Genomic DNA, 18,748 nt, shown 5'->3' on the forward strand with positions numbered 1-18,748 from the left:
GAAGTCAAGAAACTGACTAACAACCGACAACCAACAACTGACAACTACCTTAAAAGCCCAGGTTGACGCCCACGATGAAGGAGCGCGTGACGGGGTAGTTGCTGCCGCCCTGGAAGCCGATGTTGGCCGCGGCCGTGCCGTTGGTGGTGTCGAAGCGCGACGAGTACGACAGGGCATCGGGGTCGATGGCCTTGTTGCGCTGGAAGTACTTGTCGGCCGCCCAGATGTAGGGGTTCTGCACCTGCACGTAGATGCGGGCCGAGCTCATGAAGGCCGACTTGGCCCAGGCCGCCGGAATGGTGTAGCCCAGGTCGATGCTGCGCACCTTGATGAAGGTGCCGCTGTGGTAGCCCAGCGTCGAGCCGTAGGTGGGCCACTCGTTGGGGCGGGTGCTCTGGTCGGGCTGCGGGTACTCGTTGGTGGGGTTGGTGGGCGTCCAGTAGTCGAAGTTCAGCTGGTTGCGGCGGCCGGTGTTGGTGGCGTAGTAGCTGGGGCCGAAGGAGTACGGGTCGACCACGGTAGCGCCCACGCGGGTCAGGGCCACAATGGCCATGTCGAAGCCCTTGAAGCGGAAGCGGTTGGTGAGGCCGGCCTCGAACTTGGGCTGGCGCGAGCCCACCACCACCCGGTCGTTGGCGTCAATCTTGCCGTCGTTGTTCACGTCTTCCACGTGAATCTGGCCGGGCTTCGAGCCGTACTTGCGGGCCAGGTCGGCCTCCGAAGTCTGCCAGATGCCCAGCTTGCGGTAGTCGTAAATCACGTACAGCGGCTGGCCAATGAAGCGCTGGTTGCCAATGTCGTCGCGCACGGTGCCGTCGGCGTTGTACAGGTTCAGGTCGAGCACCCGCTCGCGGTTCACGGTGAAGTTCCAGTCGGTGCTCCACTCGAAGCCGCCGGGGTTGGCCGAGCGCACGTTGGCCGTGGTGAGCGAAATCTCAACGCCGCGGTTCTGGGTCTGGCCCGCGTTGCGCACAAAGGAGCCGTAGCCGCTGGCCGTGGGCAGGGCGTCGGGCAGCAGCAGGTCGCTGGTGCGCTGCTGGTACACTTCCACGCTGCCGGTCAGGCGGTTGTCGAAGAAGCCAAAGTCCAGGCCCGCGTTGGCGGTGGTGGTGTATTCCCAGCCCAGGTTGGGGTTCGGGATGTTGCCCGGCACCACGCCCACGGCGCCCGTGCTGCCGTAGTTGTAGGCGCCCTGGCCGATGCCGGTGAGCAGCAGGCCCTGGGTCTGGTAGGGGTTGATGGCGGTGCTGCCCACGCGGCCCAGGCTGGCCCGCAGCTTCAGCACGCTCAGCCAGGGCTGGCCTTTGAGGAAGTTCTCGTTGGCAATGTTCCAGGCCACGGCGGCCGAGGGAAACTGCTTGTACTTATTGCCCGGCGCCAGGCGCGACGAGCCGTCGATGCGCGTGGTGAGCGTGAGCGAGTAGCGGTTATCAAACGAGTAGTTGATGCGGGCCATGTACGACTCCAGCGCCCAGTCGATGGGCTGCCGGTTCGTGTTGTTGACGCCGGTGGGCGTGCCGGCGCCCAGGTTGGTGTTGAGCTGGTAGTTGGCCAGCGTGTTTTGCACCGCGCCGCTGAAACCATCGTTGTGGAAGGTCTGCCGGCTGTAGAGGGCCGTCACGTTCAAATCGTGCTTCTCGGCGATGGTGCGGTTATACGTCAGAATATTCTCAGCCAACAGGTTGTAGGCAATCGACGAGCCGCTGGCGGCCGAGTTCACGCCGCCGCCCTGCTGCGGGGTGATGGAGCCGTAGAAGCTGTCGTCGGCCTGGGTGCGGCCGTCGAGGCCTACGTTGAGGCGGTAGTCCAGCCCTTTCAGGATGTTCACCTGCCCGTAGAGGCTGTTGAAGCTGCGCAAGCGGCGGCGGCGGTCCAGGTGGGCGTCTTTCACGTACAGCGTCAGCGGGTTCGAGCCGGCGTTGTCGCCGTTGGGGTAAAGCACCAGCTGGCCATCGGGCCCGTAGGCCGAAGCCAGGGGGCTGGTGGTGATAATCTGGTTGAGCACGTTCACGTTCGGGTCTTTCTCGTCGGTGAAGGTGTTCAAGCTATTCACCCCCACTTTCACCCGGCCGCCGATTTTCTGGTCGAGCGTGCCGCGCACCGAGTAGCGCTCGAAGCGCTGCACCGGCACAATGCCCGTTTCGTCGTAGTAGCCCAGCGAGGCCGAGTACTGCGTCTGGTCGGTGCCGCCGCTCACGCCCAGCGAGTGGTTCTGGATGTGGCCCTTCTGCAGCAACAGGCTCTGGTAGTCGGTGGTGTTGCCGGCGGCGTAGTTGGCCCGCTCGTCGGTGGTCAGGAACGTGGCCGAGTTGGGGTCGTAAGTGCCGGTGGCCGAGGCCGCCCGGTAGGCTTCGAGCTTGTAGTTATAGTACTGCTGGCCGTTCTGAATGTCGAACTTGCCGTAGGCCTGCTTCATGCCGTAGTAGCCGCTGTAGGTGGCGCGGGCAGCGCCGGCCTTGCCCCGGCGGGTGGTGATGAGGATAACGCCGTTGGCGCCGCGGGCCCCGTAAATGGCCGTCGAGGACGCATCCTTGAGCACTTCCACCGACGTCAGGTCGTCGGGGTTGAGGTCGTTGAGGCTGCCGTCGTAGGGCACGCCGTCCACCACCAGCAGCGGGTCGTTCGAGCCCGAAAGCGAGCGGTTGCCCCGGATGCGGATGGTGGGCGCCTGGCCCGGCGAGGTGCCGTTGCTCGAAATGGTGATGCCCGCCGCGCGGCCCTGCAGGGCCTGGCCCACGTTGGCCACCGGCACGTCGCGCAGCGCCTGCTCATCCACCGACGAGATGGCGCCCGTCACCTGACTTTTCTTCTGCGTGCCGTAGCCCACCACCTGCACCTCGTTCAGGGCCTGGGCCTCGGTGGTCAGGCGGGCATTCACACTGCCCGAGGCGCCAATGGCCACCTCTTTCTTCTCATAACCAATCGAGCTGATAACCAGCGTGCTGCTGCCCTCCGGCACGGTCAGCGAGTACTCGCCCGAGGCGTTGGTGGTGGCCCCAATGGTGGTGCCTTTCACGATAACCGTTACGCCCGGCAAGCCCTCGCCGGTGTCCGACGTGATGGTGCCCGACACCGTGCGCCCGGCCTGCGCCCAGGCCGCCGACGGCAGCAGACTGCCCAGAAGCAAAACTGCCCCCAGGGTTGGCGCCCAGGGCCGCAACGGCCGAGGCGCAATGACAGATAAAGGTGCTCGCATGATGATGAGTGGGTTTTTGTGTGGTGGGTTATTAGTAGTTGTTCGTTGTCAGTTGTCAGTTGCTACTTATTGCGTGTCAGCGCCAATGATTTTCCGGTATTCTTGATTTTAAGAAACTGATTACCACATATCTAACAACTGACAACAAGCAACTGACAACTAGAATCAGAAGCCGATGGAGTTGCCGCCGTCCACGGGCAGCGAGGCGCCGGTGATGTAGCGGGCCGCATCGGAAGCCAGGAAAACGGCCGCGTTGCCGATGTCTTCGGGCTGGCCAAACTTGCCCATGGGCGTGCGGCGCATGGCCCGGTCGCGGCGGTCGGGGTCGGAGTTCATGGCGGTGCGGCTCATGGCCGTTTCGATGAAGCCCGGCGCAATGGCATTCACCCGCACGCCGTGGCCCGAAAACTCCGAGGCCAGCACCTTCACCATGCCCTCCACCGCCGATTTGGAGGCCGCGTAGGCCACCACGCGGTCGATGCCGTAGTAGGCGGCCATCGACGAAATCATCAGGATGCAGCCCTTGCCGCGGGCCACCATGCGGCTGGCGCAGGCGCGGGTGAGGGCAAAAACCGAGTGCAGGTTGGTGTGCAGAATGCGGTTAAAATCCTCGTCCGTCACTTCCAGGGCGGGCTTTTTGAGGTTGATGCCGGCGTTGTTCACCAGAATATCGAGCGGGCCGTGAGTGGCTTCCACTTCGGCCACCATGGCGTCGATGGCGCACAAGTCGGTCACGTCGTTCACCACGTACTGCACCGCCTCGCCGATGGACTCGGCCGCCTCGCGCAGCACCGCCTCGCGCCGCCCCGTGATGACCACCGTGGCCCCGGCCTCAGCCATGCAGCGCGCAATGGCCAGCCCGATGCCCGTGCCCCCGCCGGTTATCAGCGCCAGCTTGCCATCAAGCGAAAAAACATCGGCGTGCCGCTGCTGGGCCTGCGTGACGACAGCTTCGGTGTGGCCCTTGTGGCCGTTGGAGGAGGATAAATTTTTCATGTCAATGTCAGTTTTTCAGCGCTGAATTTTACTTGAGCTGGTAGAGGTCAACCAGCGTTTTGACTTCGGCTAAAGTGCGCGCAGGAGGCGCAAAAGGTGCCGGAATCGGCTGTTTGGAATAAGTCTGGAAGTAGAGCACGCAGGCATCGCGCCACCACAGGGCTTCGCGCCGCTGAATGGCCAGCCGGGCCGTCACATCGGCAAACAGGGCCGCATCCACGGCCGGCCGCACGCTGGCCCAGCGCTGCTGCATCCACGTCACGGAGTCGGCGCCGGTGTAGTAGCGCGTCGCCAGCTCGTTCCAGAGGGTGCGGCCGGTGGGCAGCGGCTGCTGCCAGCCCACGTGGTGGAACCAGAGCAGGTAGTTGAGCGGGCAGGTTTTGGCATTGCCCCACGCCTGCTGCACGCCCGGCGAATACAAAGCCAGCGCGTTGGAGCCCGTGGCGGTGCGGTTGAAGCCCAGGCCGGCGGAGTCGGCCTTGTGGTAGTACACGGCCGTCCAGTCGGGCCGGCCGGCCTGGGCCAGCCAGGGCTCGGGGCCGTAGTGAATGTTCTGGCCCATGATGTGATGCAGGCCCAGCGGCGTGGTGTAGCGCACGTAAATGTCGCGCGACTTCTCCATCACGTCCACGATGGTGGCCACGGACTGGGGCTCGCGGGTCAGCGTCATCTTGGTCCACTCGGTGGCAATGACTTTGGATGTCAGCGTGTAGTCCCAGGCCAGACGGCCAAAGGCATACCAGTTGGCCTGGCCCATGGGGTGGCCGGTCCAGTTGCGGTCAGTGCCGATGTTGGCCACGCCCGCGATGCCGCTGATGCGATGCTGGTCGAGGCTGCCGTCCACCACTTTCGCCACCGTCGAGCCAGGGCCTTTGGTCTGGGTGTCGGCATTGAGGCACTCCTTGAACAGCGGCGCCAGGTACACCAGGTGCGTGGCCATGCCCAGGTACTCCTGGGTAATCTGCACCTCCAGCACCAGCGGCGTTTTGGGCATGGCCCCGAACAGCGGGTGGAAGGGCTCGCGGGCCTGAAAATCAATCGGCCCGTTCTTCACCTGCACCAGCACCTTGGGCGAAAACTGCCCATCGAGGGGCTTAAACTCTTCGTAGGCCTGCTTGAACCGGTCGGAGCTGCCGGCCTTGTACACAAAGGCGCGCCACATCACGATACCGTCGTGCGCGCCCAGGGCCGTGGCCAGCATGTTGGCGCCCTCGGCGTGGCTGCGGCCATAGTCCTGGGGGCCGGGCTCGCCTTCGGAGTTGGCCTTCACCAGAAAGCCGCCGAAATCAGGAATCTGACTATAAATCTCATCGGCCTTGGCGGCCCACCATTGCTTCACCTGCGCATCGAGCGGGTCGGCCGTTGTCAGCCCTCCAATCACCTTCGGCGCGGCCCAAAACACCGACAGATACACCCTGATGCCGTAGGGCCGCAGCACGCCCGCCAGCGCTTTCACTTTTTCCAGATACTCCGGCGTGAGGTAGCGCGCACTGGCATTCACGTTGTTAATGGCCACGCCGTTGATGCCGATGGAGGCATTGGCGCGGGCATAGTCGGTGTAGCGCGGGTCGAGGCGCTGGGGCAGTTCGTTCCATTTCCAGATGCTGCTGCCCGCGTAGCCGCGCTCCACGGTGCCATTGGGGTTGTCCCAATGATTCAGCATCCGGTACTGAATGCGCGGGCTGCTGCTCACGTTCAGGCCCGAAATGACCTGCCCGGTTTGCAGCTGCCGTAGCAGGGCAAACACGCCGTAGAGCACGCCCGCGCCGCTCCTGCCCGTCACCAGAATATTGCGGCCCTGACTGGCAATGCGGAAACCTTCCCGGTTGGCCGAGCTACCGGAAACGTTTGCAGATGGGTCAATTGAAAGCACAATGCCGCGTTTGGTGCTCTCGGGTTTGGCCATCAGCGGCACCGGCTGGCCCAGCAGGCCCTGCAAGCCGCGCTGCAGCTCAGTCGCCGCCGTTTTCAGCACCGCATCGGAGCCATTGCGGGCAATGAACTGCGCCGCGGACCGGTACTGCGCCCGCTGCCCGGCATCGGCCACCAGGTCGTATTTCAGCCACAGCCGATAGCCGTCGTCGGCCACGCAGCGCGGCGCGACGGCAACGAGAATCAGCAGTAACAAAAGTGACCGGAGCAACATGGGTGGGATTTGAGAAGGAGATAATTAGGCGAGTTGCTGTGCTTTGGCGTGGCGCTCGTTGGACGGCGCTTCATAGGCCAGGCCGCGCCGGATGCCGTGTTCCAGGCCGCGCAACTCGGCCAGCCCGCGCAGGCGGCCGATGGCGGAGTAGCCGGGGTAAGTCTTCTTTTTGAGGTCGTCGAGCATCTGGTGTCCGTGGTCGGGGCGCATCGGGATGGCGCAGTTGCCCTCGCCACTGGCGGCTCGTCGCTGCTCTTCCAGCACCAGCTCGCGCACCACGGCGTACATGTCCACATCGCCGGTCAGGTGGTCGGCTTCGTGGAAGTTGCGCGGGTTTTCCTCGCGCTTGGTGGCCCGCAGGTGGATGAAATGAATGCGGTTGGCAAAGCGCCGGGCAATGGCCGGCAGGTTGTTATCGGCCCGCACACCCAACGAGCCCGTGCAGAACGTGAGGCCGTTGGCCGGCACGTCACAGGCCGCGAACAGTTGCGCGAGGTCATCGGCAGTGCTCACCACCCGGGGCAGGCCCAGCAGCGGATACGGCGGGTCGTCGGGGTGGATGCACAGGCCGATGCCCAGCTCCTGCGCCACCGGCGCCACTTCCCGAATGAAATAGTGCAGGTTTTCGCTCAGCGCGGCCGCGTCGATGCTGGCGTATTCGTTGAGTAAATCCTGGAAATTGGTCAGTTCGAATGCTTCTTCCGAGCCGGGCAGGCCCAGCAGCACGGTGTTGGTGAGGCCGGCTATTTCCTCGGCGCTCATGGCCGCGAACTGCTGCCGGGCGGCTTCCGCCACCGATGCCTCGTAGGCCGCCGCCGCGCCGGGACGCTGCAGAATGAAGAGGTCAAACACGGCGAAATCCTGCCACACGAAGCGTAGGGCGCGCGAGCCGTCTGGCATTTCGTAGCTCAGGTTGGTGCGCGACCAGTCCAGCACCGGCATGAAGTTGTAACATACCGTGCGGATGCCGCAGGCCGCCAGGTTACGCAGCGAGGCTTTGTAGTTCGCTATATAAAGCTCGCGCGAGGGGCGACCTTTTTTAATGTCCTCGTGCACCGGGAGGCTTTCCACCACGGCCCAATGCAGCGGGGAATGCGTGCCATTGTTGGCTTCAATGAGCTGCTGGCGGGCCTGAATCTCGCTCACGGGCCACACCGCGCCCACCGGCAGCTGGTGCAGCGCCGTGACCACGCCCGTGCAGCCGGCCTGCCGGAGGTCGAAAAGCGAAACCGGGTCGTGAGGCCCGAACCAGCGCATGGTGTGCAGCATGCCGAATGACAGGTAAAATACAATTTGTGTTATATCCAGACGATTCTATCAGGAGAAACACCGTAAAAGCGGCCGATAGGTCGTTTGGTCGACTTACCATCGAATGTAGAACACAATTCACCGAATTGATTCTGGCAAAACACGCCCAATTTCAATGTTTTCGAACCAAAACTATCGGCATCGTTTCCGGAAACGATACCGATAGATAAGTTTGCATTTCCCTGGTTGAAATTTTTTTTTCCGGGTTATATTTGAGTGAGTACTCACACTGTGATGACCCGAAGCCCGTATACCGGGCCTAATTCTACACTAAATCCAATTTGCCATGATAACCTGCGTGAAGTGCAAACTCTCTGATTCGGTGTTGAAGGCGGGGTTTGTGCGGGGCCGGCAGCGCTACCTCTGCAAGACGTGCGACTATCATTTCACCGAGGAAAAAAAGGGCCCGGTGCCGGATCGCCGCCGCACCCAAACCACTATCGGCGACGTGGCCAAGGCCGTGGGCGTGGCCTCGTCCACGGTGTCACGGGCGCTAAACGGGCATACCGATATCAGCCCCGTCACCCGGCAGGCCATTCTGGAAGCCGCCCGTCAGCTCGACTACCAGCCCAACCTCCTGGCCCAGAGCCTCAAGAGCCGCGAAACGCACACCCTGGGCGTGCTGATTCCGGACCTGGAACGGCCATTTTTTGCCACGGCCGTGAGCGGCATTCAGGCGGTGGCCACGGAGGCTGGCTACCGGGTAATGATTTGTCAATCAAAGGAATCGTACCGCACGGAGGTGAGCAACGTGCAGGCGCTGGTGGCCAGCCAGGTCGATGGCCTGCTCATCTGTCACTCGCGCGAAACCGAGAATTTCGACCACGTGAAGCCCGCCGCCTGCCGGGGCATTCCGGTGGTGCATTTTGACCGCGTGAGCAACGAAGTGGACAGCGCCAAGGTCATTCTCGACGACTGGAACGGCGCTTTCAACGTGACCGAGCACCTCATTCAGCAGGGCGCCCGGCGCATTGCCATCCTGGCCGGACCCGAGTCGCTGCTCATCAGCCGCAACCGGCTGGCCGGCTACCAGCACGCCCTCAAGCGCTACGGCCTGCCCCTGCGCCCGGAATACGAGGTGCACATTGAATTCCGCACCGAAGAAGCCGAAGCCACTCTCGACGCCTGGCTGGCCCTGCCCGAGCCGCCCGACGCCATTTTCGCCATCAATTACACCAATGCTTTCGACCTGCTGGTGGCCCTGAAAAAACGCGGCCTGCGCGTGCCGCGCGACATGGCCGTGGTGGGCTACGGCGACGAATTCATGGCCGCCATGATTGAGCCCGGCCTCACCACCGTCGACCTTCACCCCTACCGCATCGGCCAGCAGGCGGCCCGCCTGTTTCTGGAGCAAGTGCAGCAGAAGGAGAATTTCCAGCCCCGCACTTTTGTGATTTCGGGTGATTTGATTATCCGCCAGTCGTCGCTCAAGGGCGAGGGCGATTTGTTCCGGCTGAGTATATAAGGTCGTTATAGCAAGACTTTGTCTTATTAGCCGAGGGCTACCGCTTTCCCTTGCTGATTTGAAAAATCGGCCTTTCCATTTTGAAAAAATTTGTCCCCGCTGAGCCATGCTCTAGGCGGGGATTTTTATTTAAAACACTGTTAATCAGACATAATATTATTTTTCACAGAATTATTACCAGCCCGGCATTGGTATTGGCATAAGGTGCAAGTCACCAAACGCACGCCGCCATGGCCATTCTCGATAACCTTACCAAAGCTGCCAAAGGCTTCTTCGTTGAAGAAGAGGCAACAGCGCCAGCCGCCGCCCCTGCGCCCCGGCCGCTCCCGGTGCAACCCGGTGCCGATGCCGCGCCGCAGCCAGCCGCCTCGGCTCCGCTCGTGGCCCAGGCCGAGCAGCGCCACCTCGACCACATCGCCGGCCTGCTGGCGGGCGACGGCAAGGACTTTGGCACCTACACCAAGATGGTGAACAGCATGGCCGGCAGTGGCCTCACCGGCCCGCTGCTCTACCAGACGGCCTTCAACGCTTTTGCGGCCCTCACCGGCACGAACCAGGCGGCGCTGCTGGCCTCGGCTGAGCAGCTGGCCACCAGGCTGGCCGAGGACCGCGCCCGGGTGTTGCAGCGCCACCGCGAAAAAATGGGCGAAAATCCTGACGCGAAGGCTGTCCCCGGTCCGCTGGCGCTGCTAAAGCAACGCGAAACCCAGCTGCAAACCGAGGTAGCGGCCCTCACTGAGCAATTGGCCCAAAAAAGCCAGCAGTTGCGCGAAATGCAGCAGCAGGCGCAGGCCGAAAAGCAGAAAACCCAAGCCGCCCTAGCCTCCTACGAACTGGCCAATGCCGCCGCCGCAGCCGACCTACAGGCCCACCGCCAGGCCGCCCAAAACTTCCTCAACGCTTCCACTTCCATCCCTTCTTCAAACGCCTAACGCCATGAACACGCTGCTCACAACTACTTCTGACAACGACACCGGCCTGCCCAAGTGGCAGAAGCCGGAGAAAATGGCCGGGCGCGTGGTGCTCCTGGGCCTGGCCGGCGCGGCCGTGTACTACTGGGGCGTGATTCTGCCCTTCCTGGTCGACATGGTGTTCGACACCGTGAAGCTGGGCATTGGCCTGGGGACGCTGTTCGTGCTGTTTCTGCTGGCCACCAACAAGCGCATTCACGCCGGCCTGTGGTACGCCGGGCAGCGCATTCTGCGCACGATGGCGGGGGTTTTCGTGAACACCGACCCCATCGGCATCATGCAGGACTACATCAAGAACACCGAGCAGGAAGCCCGCAAGATGGACGCCGAAGTGACCAACATCGAGGGCGCGCACGAGCTGGTGAAGCGCAAGCTGGTCGCCAACACCGCCCAGATGAAGGAGTACTTGGCCCTGGCCAGCTCGGCCGCCCGCCAGAACGAAAAGGACATGGCCGAGAGCTACGCCAGCCGGGCCGCCCAGTTGGAGGACTACAACAAGCGCCTGCAGCCCATGGCCACCACCACGGCCAACGTCTCGGTGGTGATGCGCCAAATTCTCAAGGCCGCCCTGCGCCAGATTGACGGCAGCAAGTTCAAGGTCAACCTGCTCAAGGACGAGTACGAGCTGGTCAAGCGCACCAGCTCGGGCATGCGCGCGGCGATGAACATTTTGCGCGGCGACCCGGACAAGAAGTACTTCTTCGACTTGGCCACCGACCGCGTGGCCCAGGACATGGCCCAGCAACTGGGCCAAATCAAGCAGGCCATGCGCTACTCCCAGGAGTTCGTCAAGGAGATGGACATCCAGAACGGCGTGATGAGCGAGAAAGGCCAGGCTCTGCTCAGCAAGTACCAGAACGGCGATTTCAACGCCGTGCTCAACGAGAAACCGCAAGCCCAACAATCTTTTTCCGCCACCAAAAAAGCCTCCGATGATGCCTATTCTAGCCTGCTTGATTAGCTTTTTGCTGGCCTGCGGCCTGGTGGGCCTGCTGGGGGAATCCGCTGTGAGTGAACGTCATGCTGAGCGAAGCCGAAGCATCTCTACCGCAGCAGTAATCCAACCAGTTCAACGAAGCAGTAGAGATGCTTCGACTACGCTGCGCTTAGCTCAGCATGACAGCCGGATAAGCTGCTTAAACCACTTGGTCAGCCGCTAACTAACCCCTTTCAAGACTTCAAAATATAAGCACCCAAACCGGGCGCCCCACCCTTCTTTTGCCTTTACGAAAATGACAACACGCGGTAAAGTTTTAATTGGCCTCATCCTCGTGGGCCTGCTCTACTTTGGCATCAACAAGCTGATTGCCAGTAATACGCTTTTCAAGAAGGCCGATACGCAGTCGGTGATGCTCAACTCGATTGAGCTGCCCACGGCCACCGGCGGCAACCGGGCCACCGTTGTGGTGCCGCTGGCCCCGTTGCCTGGCACCGCGCCCGCCGACAAAGGCACACCCGTGGTGTGGGAAGTGATGGCCTGGAACAGCCAGATGGCCGGCATGCTGGCCAACGGCGGCCCCCGTTCCACGATGGGCTCGGCGGTTACCGCCAACGGCCTCGACATGCAGATTGTGCGCCAGGACGACGTGAGCAAGATGCAGGCCGACCTGGTAAAAAACGCCCTCGACCTGCAAAGCAAGCCCGAAACGCCGGGCCTGATTGTGAGCATCATGGGCGACGGCCTGCCCGGCTTCTCGGCCGTGCAGACGGAGCTGAAAAAGGCCGGCACGCAGCTCCAAATCATCCCCTATTCGGTAGGTAAATCCTTCGGCGAAGACAAGCTGATGGGCCCGAAAGAGTGGCTCGACAACCCCAAAACCGCCTTGGGCAAAACCATTGCCTGCTACCTGCGCGACGGCGACCAGAACATCGCCCTGAAATGGTGCGCCGACAACGGCCTGAAAGTGAACCCCGACGAAACGACCTACGACCCCGAAGCTGTGAACTTCATGGCTGCCAGTGACTTTCTGGTGGCCGCTGAAAAGTACATCCTCGGCAAGCCCGAAGCCCGCACCAAAGTGGTAAACGGCAAGAACACTGGCGTAAAAGTAGACGTGGTGGCTGATGCCGTGGCCACCTGGACGCCCGGCGACGTGAACATCGCCAAGCAGCGCGGCGGCCTCGTCAACATCGTGAGCACCAAAGAATACTCGAACCAGATGCCCAACATCATGGTAACCACCAAGCGCTGGTACGACGCCCACCCGAAAGAGGTACTGGGCCTGATGACGGCCTTCGCCGTGGCCGGCGACCAGGTGAAATCGCACCCCGAAGCCCTGACCCGCGCCGCCGACATTTCGGCCACCGTGTACGGCGACCAGGACAAGCCCGGCGCCTACTGGCTGAAGTACTACAAAGGCGTGAGCGAGGCCGACCGCAACGGCGACGTAGTGGAGCTGGGCGGCAGCAAAGCCTTCAATTTCAGCGACAACCTAAGCCTTTTCGGCCTCGACGAAGGCGGCACCAACATCTACGCCGCCGTATATAAAACCTTCGGCGACGTGCAGAGCAAGCTTTACCCTAAGGAGTTGCCGACCTACGTGCCACTGAACGAAATACTGGACCTGAAGCCCCTTCAGCAGCTTCAGCAGCAATACAAAGGCAAAGCCGTAGCCCCGGCCGAAACCCAGCAGTTTGCCGCCGGCGACGAAATCCGCCAAAACGTGAGCAAGCGCGCCTGGAACATCGAGTTTAACAGCGGCCAGAGCAGCTTCACCCCCGCCGCCGAGCGCGACCTCGACCAGCTCTTCAACGACCTCGTGGTGGCCGGCCGCCTGAAAGTGGCCGTGCACGGCCACACCGACAACACCGGCGACCCCAGCAGAAACCAGCAGCTGAGCGAAGACCGAGCCATGGCCGTGCAGCACTGGCTCGAAGCTAAGAGCCACAGCGCCTTCCCCGACGGCCGCGTGCAGGTATACGCCCACGGCGCCACCGAGCCAGTCGCCAGCAACGCCACGCCCGAAGGCAAAGCCAAAAACCGCCGCGTAGAAGTGGTGCTGGGTAATTAACCCGTTTGCGCGAAACGAAAAAGAACGTCATGCTGAGCGCAGCGCAGCGGAGTCGAAGCATCTCTACCGCAGAAGTAATCAATGCCGCTGCAACGAAGCGGTAGAGATGCTTCGACAAGCTCAGCATGACGTTCTGCTTTTTCAACTCTCTGCCATGAAATCCCTTTTCGCCCCCAACGCCCAGCCGCGCCGCCTTGTGTTCACCTCCATGGTGGTGGCGCAAGTAGCTCTGCTGCTACTGCTGTGGCTGTTTTATCCCATGCAGCTTTTCCCCAGCCTGGGCGAAGTCGTGCGTTCGCTCGGCGACCTCATCAGCACCCAGGGCCTCATCCAGGAGCTGTGGGCCAGCATGACCACGGCGCTGAGTGCCCTGGGCATTGCCACGGTGCTGGCATTGCTCATATCGTACCTCACGGCGCTGCCCTTCTTCCGGCCCATCGCCTACGCGGCCTCCAAGATGCGCTACCTCACCCTGACCGGCCTGACCTTCTTCATGGCCCTGATGCTGAGCTCGGGCCACCAGGTGAAGCTTTCGGTTTTGGTTTTTGGCGCCACCGTGTACCTCGTGACGGGCATGACGAGCGTGATTCTGACCACCACGCAGGAGGAAATGGACCACGCCCGCACCCTGGGCATGAGCGAGTGGCGCAGCTTCTACGAAGTGGTGGTGCTGGGCAAGCTCGATGAGATGCTCGAAGTGGTGCGCCAGAACTTCGCCATCATCTGGACCATGATTACGCTGGTCGAAACGCTCTACCAGTCCGAAGGCGGCATCGGTCTGCTGCTCTATAAGCAGAACCGCTACCTGCATTTGGATGGGGTGCTGGCTATTCAACTGGTGATTCTGGCGACGGGGGCGGCGCAGGACTACGTGTTTGTGCTGTTGCGGCGGGTGTTTTTCCCTTACTCGGCGCTGGGCAGTAGCGCGGACTTTTAGTCCGTGAGTCGAAATACTGGTACTGGGCTTATTAGTGGTTGACTCGCGGACTAAAAGTCCGCGCTACTGCGCCAGATAACTGTATGGCCACTTTTCCCAATCATCCACCAAACCAGCCTTTACTGGATTCTCCAGCACGTAGTGAATAATCCGTTCCAGTTCTCCCACTCGCACCACATGGTCGTAGCTCTCGGCCTGCCAGAAGCTCCCGCTCCGCCCCAACAACTGGTTCGCCAGCCGGCTGGAATAGCCTTTGAGCAACTGTAATGTTTTCGCCAGCGACGGTGCTCCCTCTGGCAATTCTACCACGAGGTGAACGTGGTTGGGCATGATGCAATAACACCGTAGGCTGTAGCTTTTCCCAGCCGGGTAATGCAGTGCCTGCGCTACCACAGCCGCAATTTCAGGCTGCCGCAGCCAGGTGGGACCGTGGGTGCTGCCCGCCAGCAAATCATCGAAACGACCAAAGTATTTCTTCCGCTCGGCATACTGCGCGGCGGGGTCTGGACCGCAGCTTTCCTGCAGCAATTGGGCTTCTGCCTGCAGCCGCCCCAACACCTCCTGTGGCAAGCTGCCCGCCAGCCGGAACGTGATGAAAATGAGCTCGCCCGGCAGCAGCCGATGCGGCAGGTTACGCTCATAATAAACCAGGCGGACACAGCCGCAATGTAGCGCGGACTTTTAGTCCGCGACCCCAAAAGCCGTTCAAAATCTCTTCATCCCGCCAACTCGCGGACTACAAAGTCCGCGCTACATTCCATGACCGCCCACACCTACGCCTATAAAGACCCTATCCTGACGCTCAACAACGTCTCCATCGCCTTCCAGGGCGAACCCATCCTGCGCGACATCAACGCCCAGGTACTCGACGTGACCCGCCCCAACATGCAGCAGGGCCAGGTTGTAGGCTTCTACGGCCGCTCGGGCATCGGCAAGTCGGTGCTGTGCCGCATCATGGCGGGGCTCATCGCGCCCGACACTGGCACCGTGGAAGTGGGCCTCGCCCAACAGCCCGTCACGCCCGGCATGGTGGGCTTCGTGCAGCAGCGCTACCCCCTCTTCGACCACCGCACCCTGCACGACAACCTGCTGGTGGCCGCCCAGCGCAAGCACGCCCCCGCCGATGCCCGCCAGCACGTCGATGCCTACCTCGAACGCTTCGGCTTGGCCCCGCACCGGCGCAAGTACCCGGCCCTGCTCTCGGGCGGGCAGCGCCAGCGGGCGGCCATCGCCCAGCAGCTGCTCTGCTCCGACCACCTCATCCTGCTCGATGAGCCCTTCTCCGGCCTCGACGTGGCCATGATTGACGAAGTGAAGCGTATCATCGTCGAAGTCACCACCATGGACGAGTTGAACACTGTCATCATCGTCTCGCACGACATCGTGACCACCACCGCCCTGGCCGACCGCCTCTGGCTGCTCGGCTACGAGCACGACGCGGCCGGGGCCCTCGTGCCGGGCGCCACCATCAGCCCCCAGCACCAATACAACCTGGCCGAAATGGGCCTCGCCTGGCACGAAAACGTCGAAGCCGAACCCGAATTCGCCCAGTTCGTCGAGCACATCAAGAATGAGATTCGGGGGAGTTAGACGAGGTCGCGCACCTGCCAATTACGAGGTGGTCGGTTCGACAGATTATAGAGCGCAAACAGGATTCCCCATTCATCCAGTTTGGCAGTCAAACGCTGGTCAAGTGCCGCTACTCGTTCTTTCTTCACCAGTCGGGACAAGCCGTTTTCAGTGGTAGCAACTGGTAAGGGGGCAGGCTCCACTAAAAACAACACGACTTCAATGGGTGGGCTCTTGCTTAAGCAAGCCTGTGGCAGCAATGATGCTTCACCAAGGCGCTCAGCAAGCACAAGCCCGGCAAGTGTGCCCACCGTTTTTTGCAACACCGAAATGAATAATTCAGCGTGACGGTCACCCGTCCCAATCGTCCGTTTCCTGTCGTCTTTAACCTCGATAAACTGCAGCTTCGCCGGAACGTCAGGTAATCGACACACGATGTCCATGCCGCGAACCTGCTGTACGCCGCCTCGCTCAATGATGCGCCGGTAGAAACTTGCTGGCTCGCCCGTTTTAGAATTTCCTTGTCGGTCGTACTGAATAACTTCCCAATCAGAAGGGAACTCCAGTTCCAGTTTTCGCTCAGTTACTATCGGCATGGAACTGACGGTCTTCGCGGGCAAAAATTTCTTCTAAATCATCAGCTTGCTCTAATTCTGCTTCAAGAGCCACAACGTCTGGCAAAAACTTGAAATCATCTCTAGCAACTACCGTAGTAGGCTGACCATCTTCTGCATTCAAACCGAAATAGCGAATCGGTAATGGCTTATCCGTTTTTTGACGTGAAAGAATATGAAATTCTTTCAGCAAACTCATGCTGTGGGTGGCCAAGATGATTTGGAAGCCTTGGCGGGCTAATGCGGCTAGGATAGCAGCGAGTTTTCGTAGCAGCGCAGGATTCAAATTAGCCTCTGGTTCGTCCCAAAAAAGCGTCGTTTGTTTGGTAAGGCTACCATTTGAAAGAAGTTTTTGTAATGTACCAAACTTACGTAGGCCTTCAGCGACCATACTTATTGCCGTTTGTCGGCCAGACATATCAGCCAAATAATACCTACCCTCCTCTTCTTTTATTTCTCCGCCTATAATATCGGTCAAAGACTGAATAGCATCGGGCACTTCTGTTTTGCGCAACGCTAGCAAACGAAGTTGGGCCAGTAAGTCCAAATAATTTCTTTCTACAGGAATTACAACTTGCTCAGATGCTGGTGACATCCAGTTTAAAGTAAGGATTTCCTTAGCAGGAATATAAACAGGTTTGAAAGCGGCTTCCGTAGCTGATACAGCTTCAAGACCTATGCTACTTTTGTTTTGGTCAGTCTGTAAAGAAGCCGGAGTTAAATTAAACGATAATTGTTCTGAGCTTTTGCTCCAAAAATCAGCAGTCACTTGCGCACGTTCTTGTACATTCCACCTAATGAGTGGCGCGAGTTGAGATGACAAAAAAACTTCTGGTAATGCCTTGAATAAAGTAGATACCCATGCAATCTGATTAGTCATTGCATCGGCTAGTTTCTCACTCCCAAATTGTTTATAAATATCGTATCTGGCTGACTCAATTACGTAACCCAATTTTAATACATGGCTTTTGCCCGTACCATTGGTACCAACCAACACGTTCAGCCCTTGCACAAACTCGAAGTCGGCATCGGCGAAAACGGTGAAATTTTTAAGATGGAGGCGCTTTAGCATAGCCAAAACTACGTAATTGCGGCCCCATTCGGCCAACCCTCCCACATAATGCCCACCGGTACCCTGCTCATCATCGACGACGAAGCGCGCTTGCGCCAGCTGCTGGCCCAGGTGCTGGAGCTGGAAGGCTACACCGTGCTGCAAGCCCCCGACGCCCGCCGCGGCCTAGAGCTGCTCCAGCAACACGCCGCCGACATCCTGCTCGTGCTCTCCGACGTGAAGCTGCCCGATGCCAACGGCGTCGACCTGCTGCCCCGCTTCAAAGCCGCCGCCCCCGATGCCGAAGTGGTGCTGCTCACCGCCTTCGGCACCATCCCCGACGGCGTGAAGGCCATGAAGCTCGGCGCATTCGACTACCTCACCAAGGGCGATTTTGAGCAGCAGCTGGTGGTCGTCGTCGACCGCGCCGCCGAAAAAGCCCGCCTCCGCCAGCGCGTCACGGAGCTGGAGCGCCGCGTGGGCCAGCAGTACCGCTTCGAGTCCATGATTGGCGACTCCGTAGAGCTGCGGCGCGTGCAGCAGCTGGCCCGCCAGGTAGCGCCCACCGACAGCACCGTGCTGCTCGAAGGCCCCACCGGCAGCGGCAAGGAGCTGTTTGCCCAGGCCATTCACCAGGCCAGCGGGCGGCAGGGCAAGGCCTTCGTGGCCGTCAATTGCAGCGCCTTCCCCAAAGATTTGCTCGAATCCGAGCTGTTTGGCTACAAGAAAGGGGCCTTCACCGGCGCGCTGACCGACAAGAAGGGCCTGCTGGAAGAAGCCAACGGCGGCACCCTGTTTCTGGACGAAATCGGCGAGCTGGAGCTCAACGTGCAGGCCAAGTTCCTGCGGGTGCTCGAAAGCCAGAGCTTCACCAAGCTCGGCGACACCAAGCCCACCAAGGTCAACATCCGCCTGGTGGCCGCCACCAACCGCAACCTCAAGCAGGAAGCCGCCGAAGGCCGCTTCCGCCCCGATTTATACTACCGCCTCTCGGTCTTCACCATCCTCGTTCCCTCGCTCAAAGACCGGCCCACCGACGTGCCGCCGCTGGCCAACTATTTCCTCCAGCACTTCGCCGCTCGCCTCAGCAAGCGCCTCCCCGGCCTCTCTGAGGAAGCCCTGGCCATGCTGCAGCGCTACCCCTGGCCCGGCAATGTGCGCGAGCTGAAAAACGTGTTGGAACGGGCCGCCATCCTGGCTCCGAATGGGGAGTTGCTGTCGGCCGATTATCTACCCGATGAATTCCATGCCCTGGGCCGACCCGCCAAGCCCGGCGCCGATGCGGCCGACGAAAGCCTGCGGGCGCTGGAAGCCCGGCACATCGGGAAATTGATGGGGGAATTGGAAGGCAACAAGCCGGATGTTGCGAAGCGGCTGGGTATTGGATTGACCACGCTATACCGCAAGCTGGAAGAGTACGGGCTGGGATAGAGACGCTAAGAGCCCGTCATGCTGAGCGCAGCCGAAGCATCTCTACCGCAGTA

15 protein-coding genes are annotated in these 18,748 nt (G+C 60.9%); 8 read left to right on the forward strand and 7 right to left on the reverse strand.

Features of this window, described 5'->3' with window-relative positions; genetic code table 11:
• Positions 1-49: 49 nt before the first annotated feature.
• From Q4S41_RS06870 to uxuA, 4 genes are all read right to left on the reverse strand, one after another.
• Entirely contained in the window at positions 50-3,196 is a 3,147-nt protein-coding gene (locus Q4S41_RS06870) for a SusC/RagA family TonB-linked outer membrane protein (protein ID WP_305030362.1), read from the reverse strand.
• A 165-nt stretch (positions 3,197-3,361) separates the two neighbouring features.
• Positions 3,362-4,192 carry an SDR family NAD(P)-dependent oxidoreductase gene (locus tag Q4S41_RS06875; protein WP_305030363.1) on the reverse strand — a complete coding sequence of 277 codons (831 nt, stop codon included), beginning with the start codon at positions 4,190-4,192 and terminating at the stop codon, positions 3,362-3,364.
• A 28-nt stretch (positions 4,193-4,220) separates the two neighbouring features.
• Positions 4,221-6,338, reverse strand: coding sequence for an alpha-glucuronidase family glycosyl hydrolase (locus Q4S41_RS06880; RefSeq protein WP_305030364.1), 2,118 nt, complete (start codon positions 6,336-6,338; stop codon positions 4,221-4,223).
• Positions 6,339-6,362: 24 nt separating this feature from the next.
• Positions 6,363-7,607, reverse strand: a complete 1,245-nt coding sequence (gene uxuA / locus Q4S41_RS06885) for a mannonate dehydratase (protein WP_305030365.1) — start codon at positions 7,605-7,607, stop codon at positions 6,363-6,365.
• 325 nt (positions 7,608-7,932) lie between these two features.
• Between uxuA and Q4S41_RS06890 the strand changes: the two genes are divergently transcribed.
• The 5 genes from Q4S41_RS06890 (at position 7,933) to Q4S41_RS06910 (ending at position 14,030) form a co-directional block, all read left to right on the forward strand.
• Positions 7,933-9,111 (forward strand): LacI family DNA-binding transcriptional regulator, encoded by a 1,179-nt coding sequence (locus tag Q4S41_RS06890; RefSeq protein WP_305030366.1) that lies wholly within the window; start codon positions 7,933-7,935, stop codon positions 9,109-9,111.
• 230 nt (positions 9,112-9,341) lie between these two features.
• Positions 9,342-10,043 (forward strand): hypothetical protein, encoded by a 702-nt coding sequence (locus tag Q4S41_RS06895; RefSeq protein ID WP_305030367.1) that lies wholly within the window; start codon positions 9,342-9,344, stop codon positions 10,041-10,043.
• 4 nt (positions 10,044-10,047) lie between these two features.
• Entirely contained in the window at positions 10,048-11,043 is a 996-nt protein-coding gene (locus tag Q4S41_RS06900; protein WP_305030368.1) for a hypothetical protein, read from the forward strand.
• 271 nt (positions 11,044-11,314) lie between these two features.
• Positions 11,315-13,093 (forward strand): OmpA family protein, encoded by a 1,779-nt coding sequence (locus tag Q4S41_RS06905; RefSeq protein WP_305030369.1) that lies wholly within the window; start codon positions 11,315-11,317, stop codon positions 13,091-13,093.
• A 154-nt stretch (positions 13,094-13,247) separates the two neighbouring features.
• Positions 13,248-14,030 carry an ABC transporter permease gene (locus Q4S41_RS06910; protein WP_305030370.1) on the forward strand — a complete coding sequence of 261 codons (783 nt, stop codon included), beginning with the start codon at positions 13,248-13,250 and terminating at the stop codon, positions 14,028-14,030.
• A gap of 63 nt (positions 14,031-14,093) precedes the next feature.
• Here the strand turns inward: Q4S41_RS06910 and Q4S41_RS06915 are convergent, their stop codons facing one another.
• The gene (locus Q4S41_RS06915) at positions 14,094-14,423 is read right to left on the reverse strand and encodes an REP-associated tyrosine transposase (RefSeq protein WP_305030826.1); all 330 of its coding nucleotides are present in this window, start codon (positions 14,421-14,423) and stop codon (positions 14,094-14,096) included.
• Here Q4S41_RS06915 and Q4S41_RS06920 point away from each other — a divergent pair.
• A complete protein-coding gene (locus tag Q4S41_RS06920; RefSeq protein WP_305030833.1) occupies positions 14,403-14,702 on the forward strand; it encodes a hypothetical protein in 300 nt (99 codons plus the stop codon). The genes Q4S41_RS06915 and Q4S41_RS06920 overlap by 21 nt on opposite strands.
• Before the next feature lie 87 nt (positions 14,703-14,789).
• Positions 14,790-15,620, forward strand: a complete 831-nt coding sequence (locus Q4S41_RS06925) for an ATP-binding cassette domain-containing protein (RefSeq protein ID WP_305030371.1) — start codon at positions 14,790-14,792, stop codon at positions 15,618-15,620.
• On the opposite strand, the gene Q4S41_RS06930 is transcribed toward Q4S41_RS06925, so the two are convergent.
• Together Q4S41_RS06930 and Q4S41_RS06935 are read right to left on the reverse strand one after the other, a co-directional pair.
• On the reverse strand, positions 15,617-16,219 hold the full coding sequence (locus Q4S41_RS06930; protein WP_305030373.1) for a hypothetical protein: 603 nt from the start codon (positions 16,217-16,219) through the stop codon (positions 15,617-15,619). The genes Q4S41_RS06925 and Q4S41_RS06930 overlap by 4 nt on opposite strands.
• Positions 16,179-17,285: an AAA family ATPase gene (locus tag Q4S41_RS06935; protein WP_305030374.1), complete on the reverse strand. Its 1,107-nt coding sequence runs from the start codon at positions 17,283-17,285 to the stop codon at positions 16,179-16,181. Before Q4S41_RS06935 ends, Q4S41_RS06930 begins: the two co-directional genes overlap by 41 nt.
• Before the next feature lie 48 nt (positions 17,286-17,333).
• On the opposite strand from Q4S41_RS06935, the gene Q4S41_RS06940 reads away from it, so the two are divergent.
• The gene (locus tag Q4S41_RS06940; RefSeq protein WP_305030375.1) at positions 17,334-18,695 is read left to right on the forward strand and encodes a sigma-54-dependent transcriptional regulator; all 1,362 of its coding nucleotides are present in this window, start codon (positions 17,334-17,336) and stop codon (positions 18,693-18,695) included.
• Positions 18,696-18,748 lie beyond the last annotated feature (53 nt).

The organism is Hymenobacter convexus, assembly GCF_030580955.1.
In the GTDB taxonomy this organism is placed as follows: domain Bacteria; phylum Bacteroidota; class Bacteroidia; order Cytophagales; family Hymenobacteraceae; genus Hymenobacter.

Coding starts and splice junctions, on each gene's coding strand:
- Q4S41_RS06870 (WP_305030362.1), bottom strand. CDS start 3,196: ATGCGAGCACCTTTATCTGTCATTGCGCCTCGGCCGTTGCGGCCCTGG.
- Q4S41_RS06875 (WP_305030363.1), bottom strand. CDS start 4,192: ATGAAAAATTTATCCTCCTCCAACGGCCACAAGGGCCACACCGAAGCT.
- Q4S41_RS06880 (WP_305030364.1), bottom strand. CDS start 6,338: ATGTTGCTCCGGTCACTTTTGTTACTGCTGATTCTCGTTGCCGTCGCG.
- uxuA (WP_305030365.1), bottom strand. CDS start 7,607: ATGCTGCACACCATGCGCTGGTTCGGGCCTCACGACCCGGTTTCGCTT.
- Q4S41_RS06890 (WP_305030366.1), top strand. CDS start 7,933: ATGATAACCTGCGTGAAGTGCAAACTCTCTGATTCGGTGTTGAAGGCG.
- Q4S41_RS06895 (WP_305030367.1), top strand. CDS start 9,342: ATGGCCATTCTCGATAACCTTACCAAAGCTGCCAAAGGCTTCTTCGTT.
- Q4S41_RS06900 (WP_305030368.1), top strand. CDS start 10,048: ATGAACACGCTGCTCACAACTACTTCTGACAACGACACCGGCCTGCCC.
- Q4S41_RS06905 (WP_305030369.1), top strand. CDS start 11,315: ATGACAACACGCGGTAAAGTTTTAATTGGCCTCATCCTCGTGGGCCTG.
- Q4S41_RS06910 (WP_305030370.1), top strand. CDS start 13,248: ATGAAATCCCTTTTCGCCCCCAACGCCCAGCCGCGCCGCCTTGTGTTC.
- Q4S41_RS06920 (WP_305030833.1), top strand. CDS start 14,403: ATGCAGTGCCTGCGCTACCACAGCCGCAATTTCAGGCTGCCGCAGCCA.
- Q4S41_RS06925 (WP_305030371.1), top strand. CDS start 14,790: ATGACCGCCCACACCTACGCCTATAAAGACCCTATCCTGACGCTCAAC.
- Q4S41_RS06935 (WP_305030374.1), bottom strand. CDS start 17,285: ATGCTAAAGCGCCTCCATCTTAAAAATTTCACCGTTTTCGCCGATGCC.
- Q4S41_RS06940 (WP_305030375.1), top strand. CDS start 17,334: ATGCCCACCGGTACCCTGCTCATCATCGACGACGAAGCGCGCTTGCGC.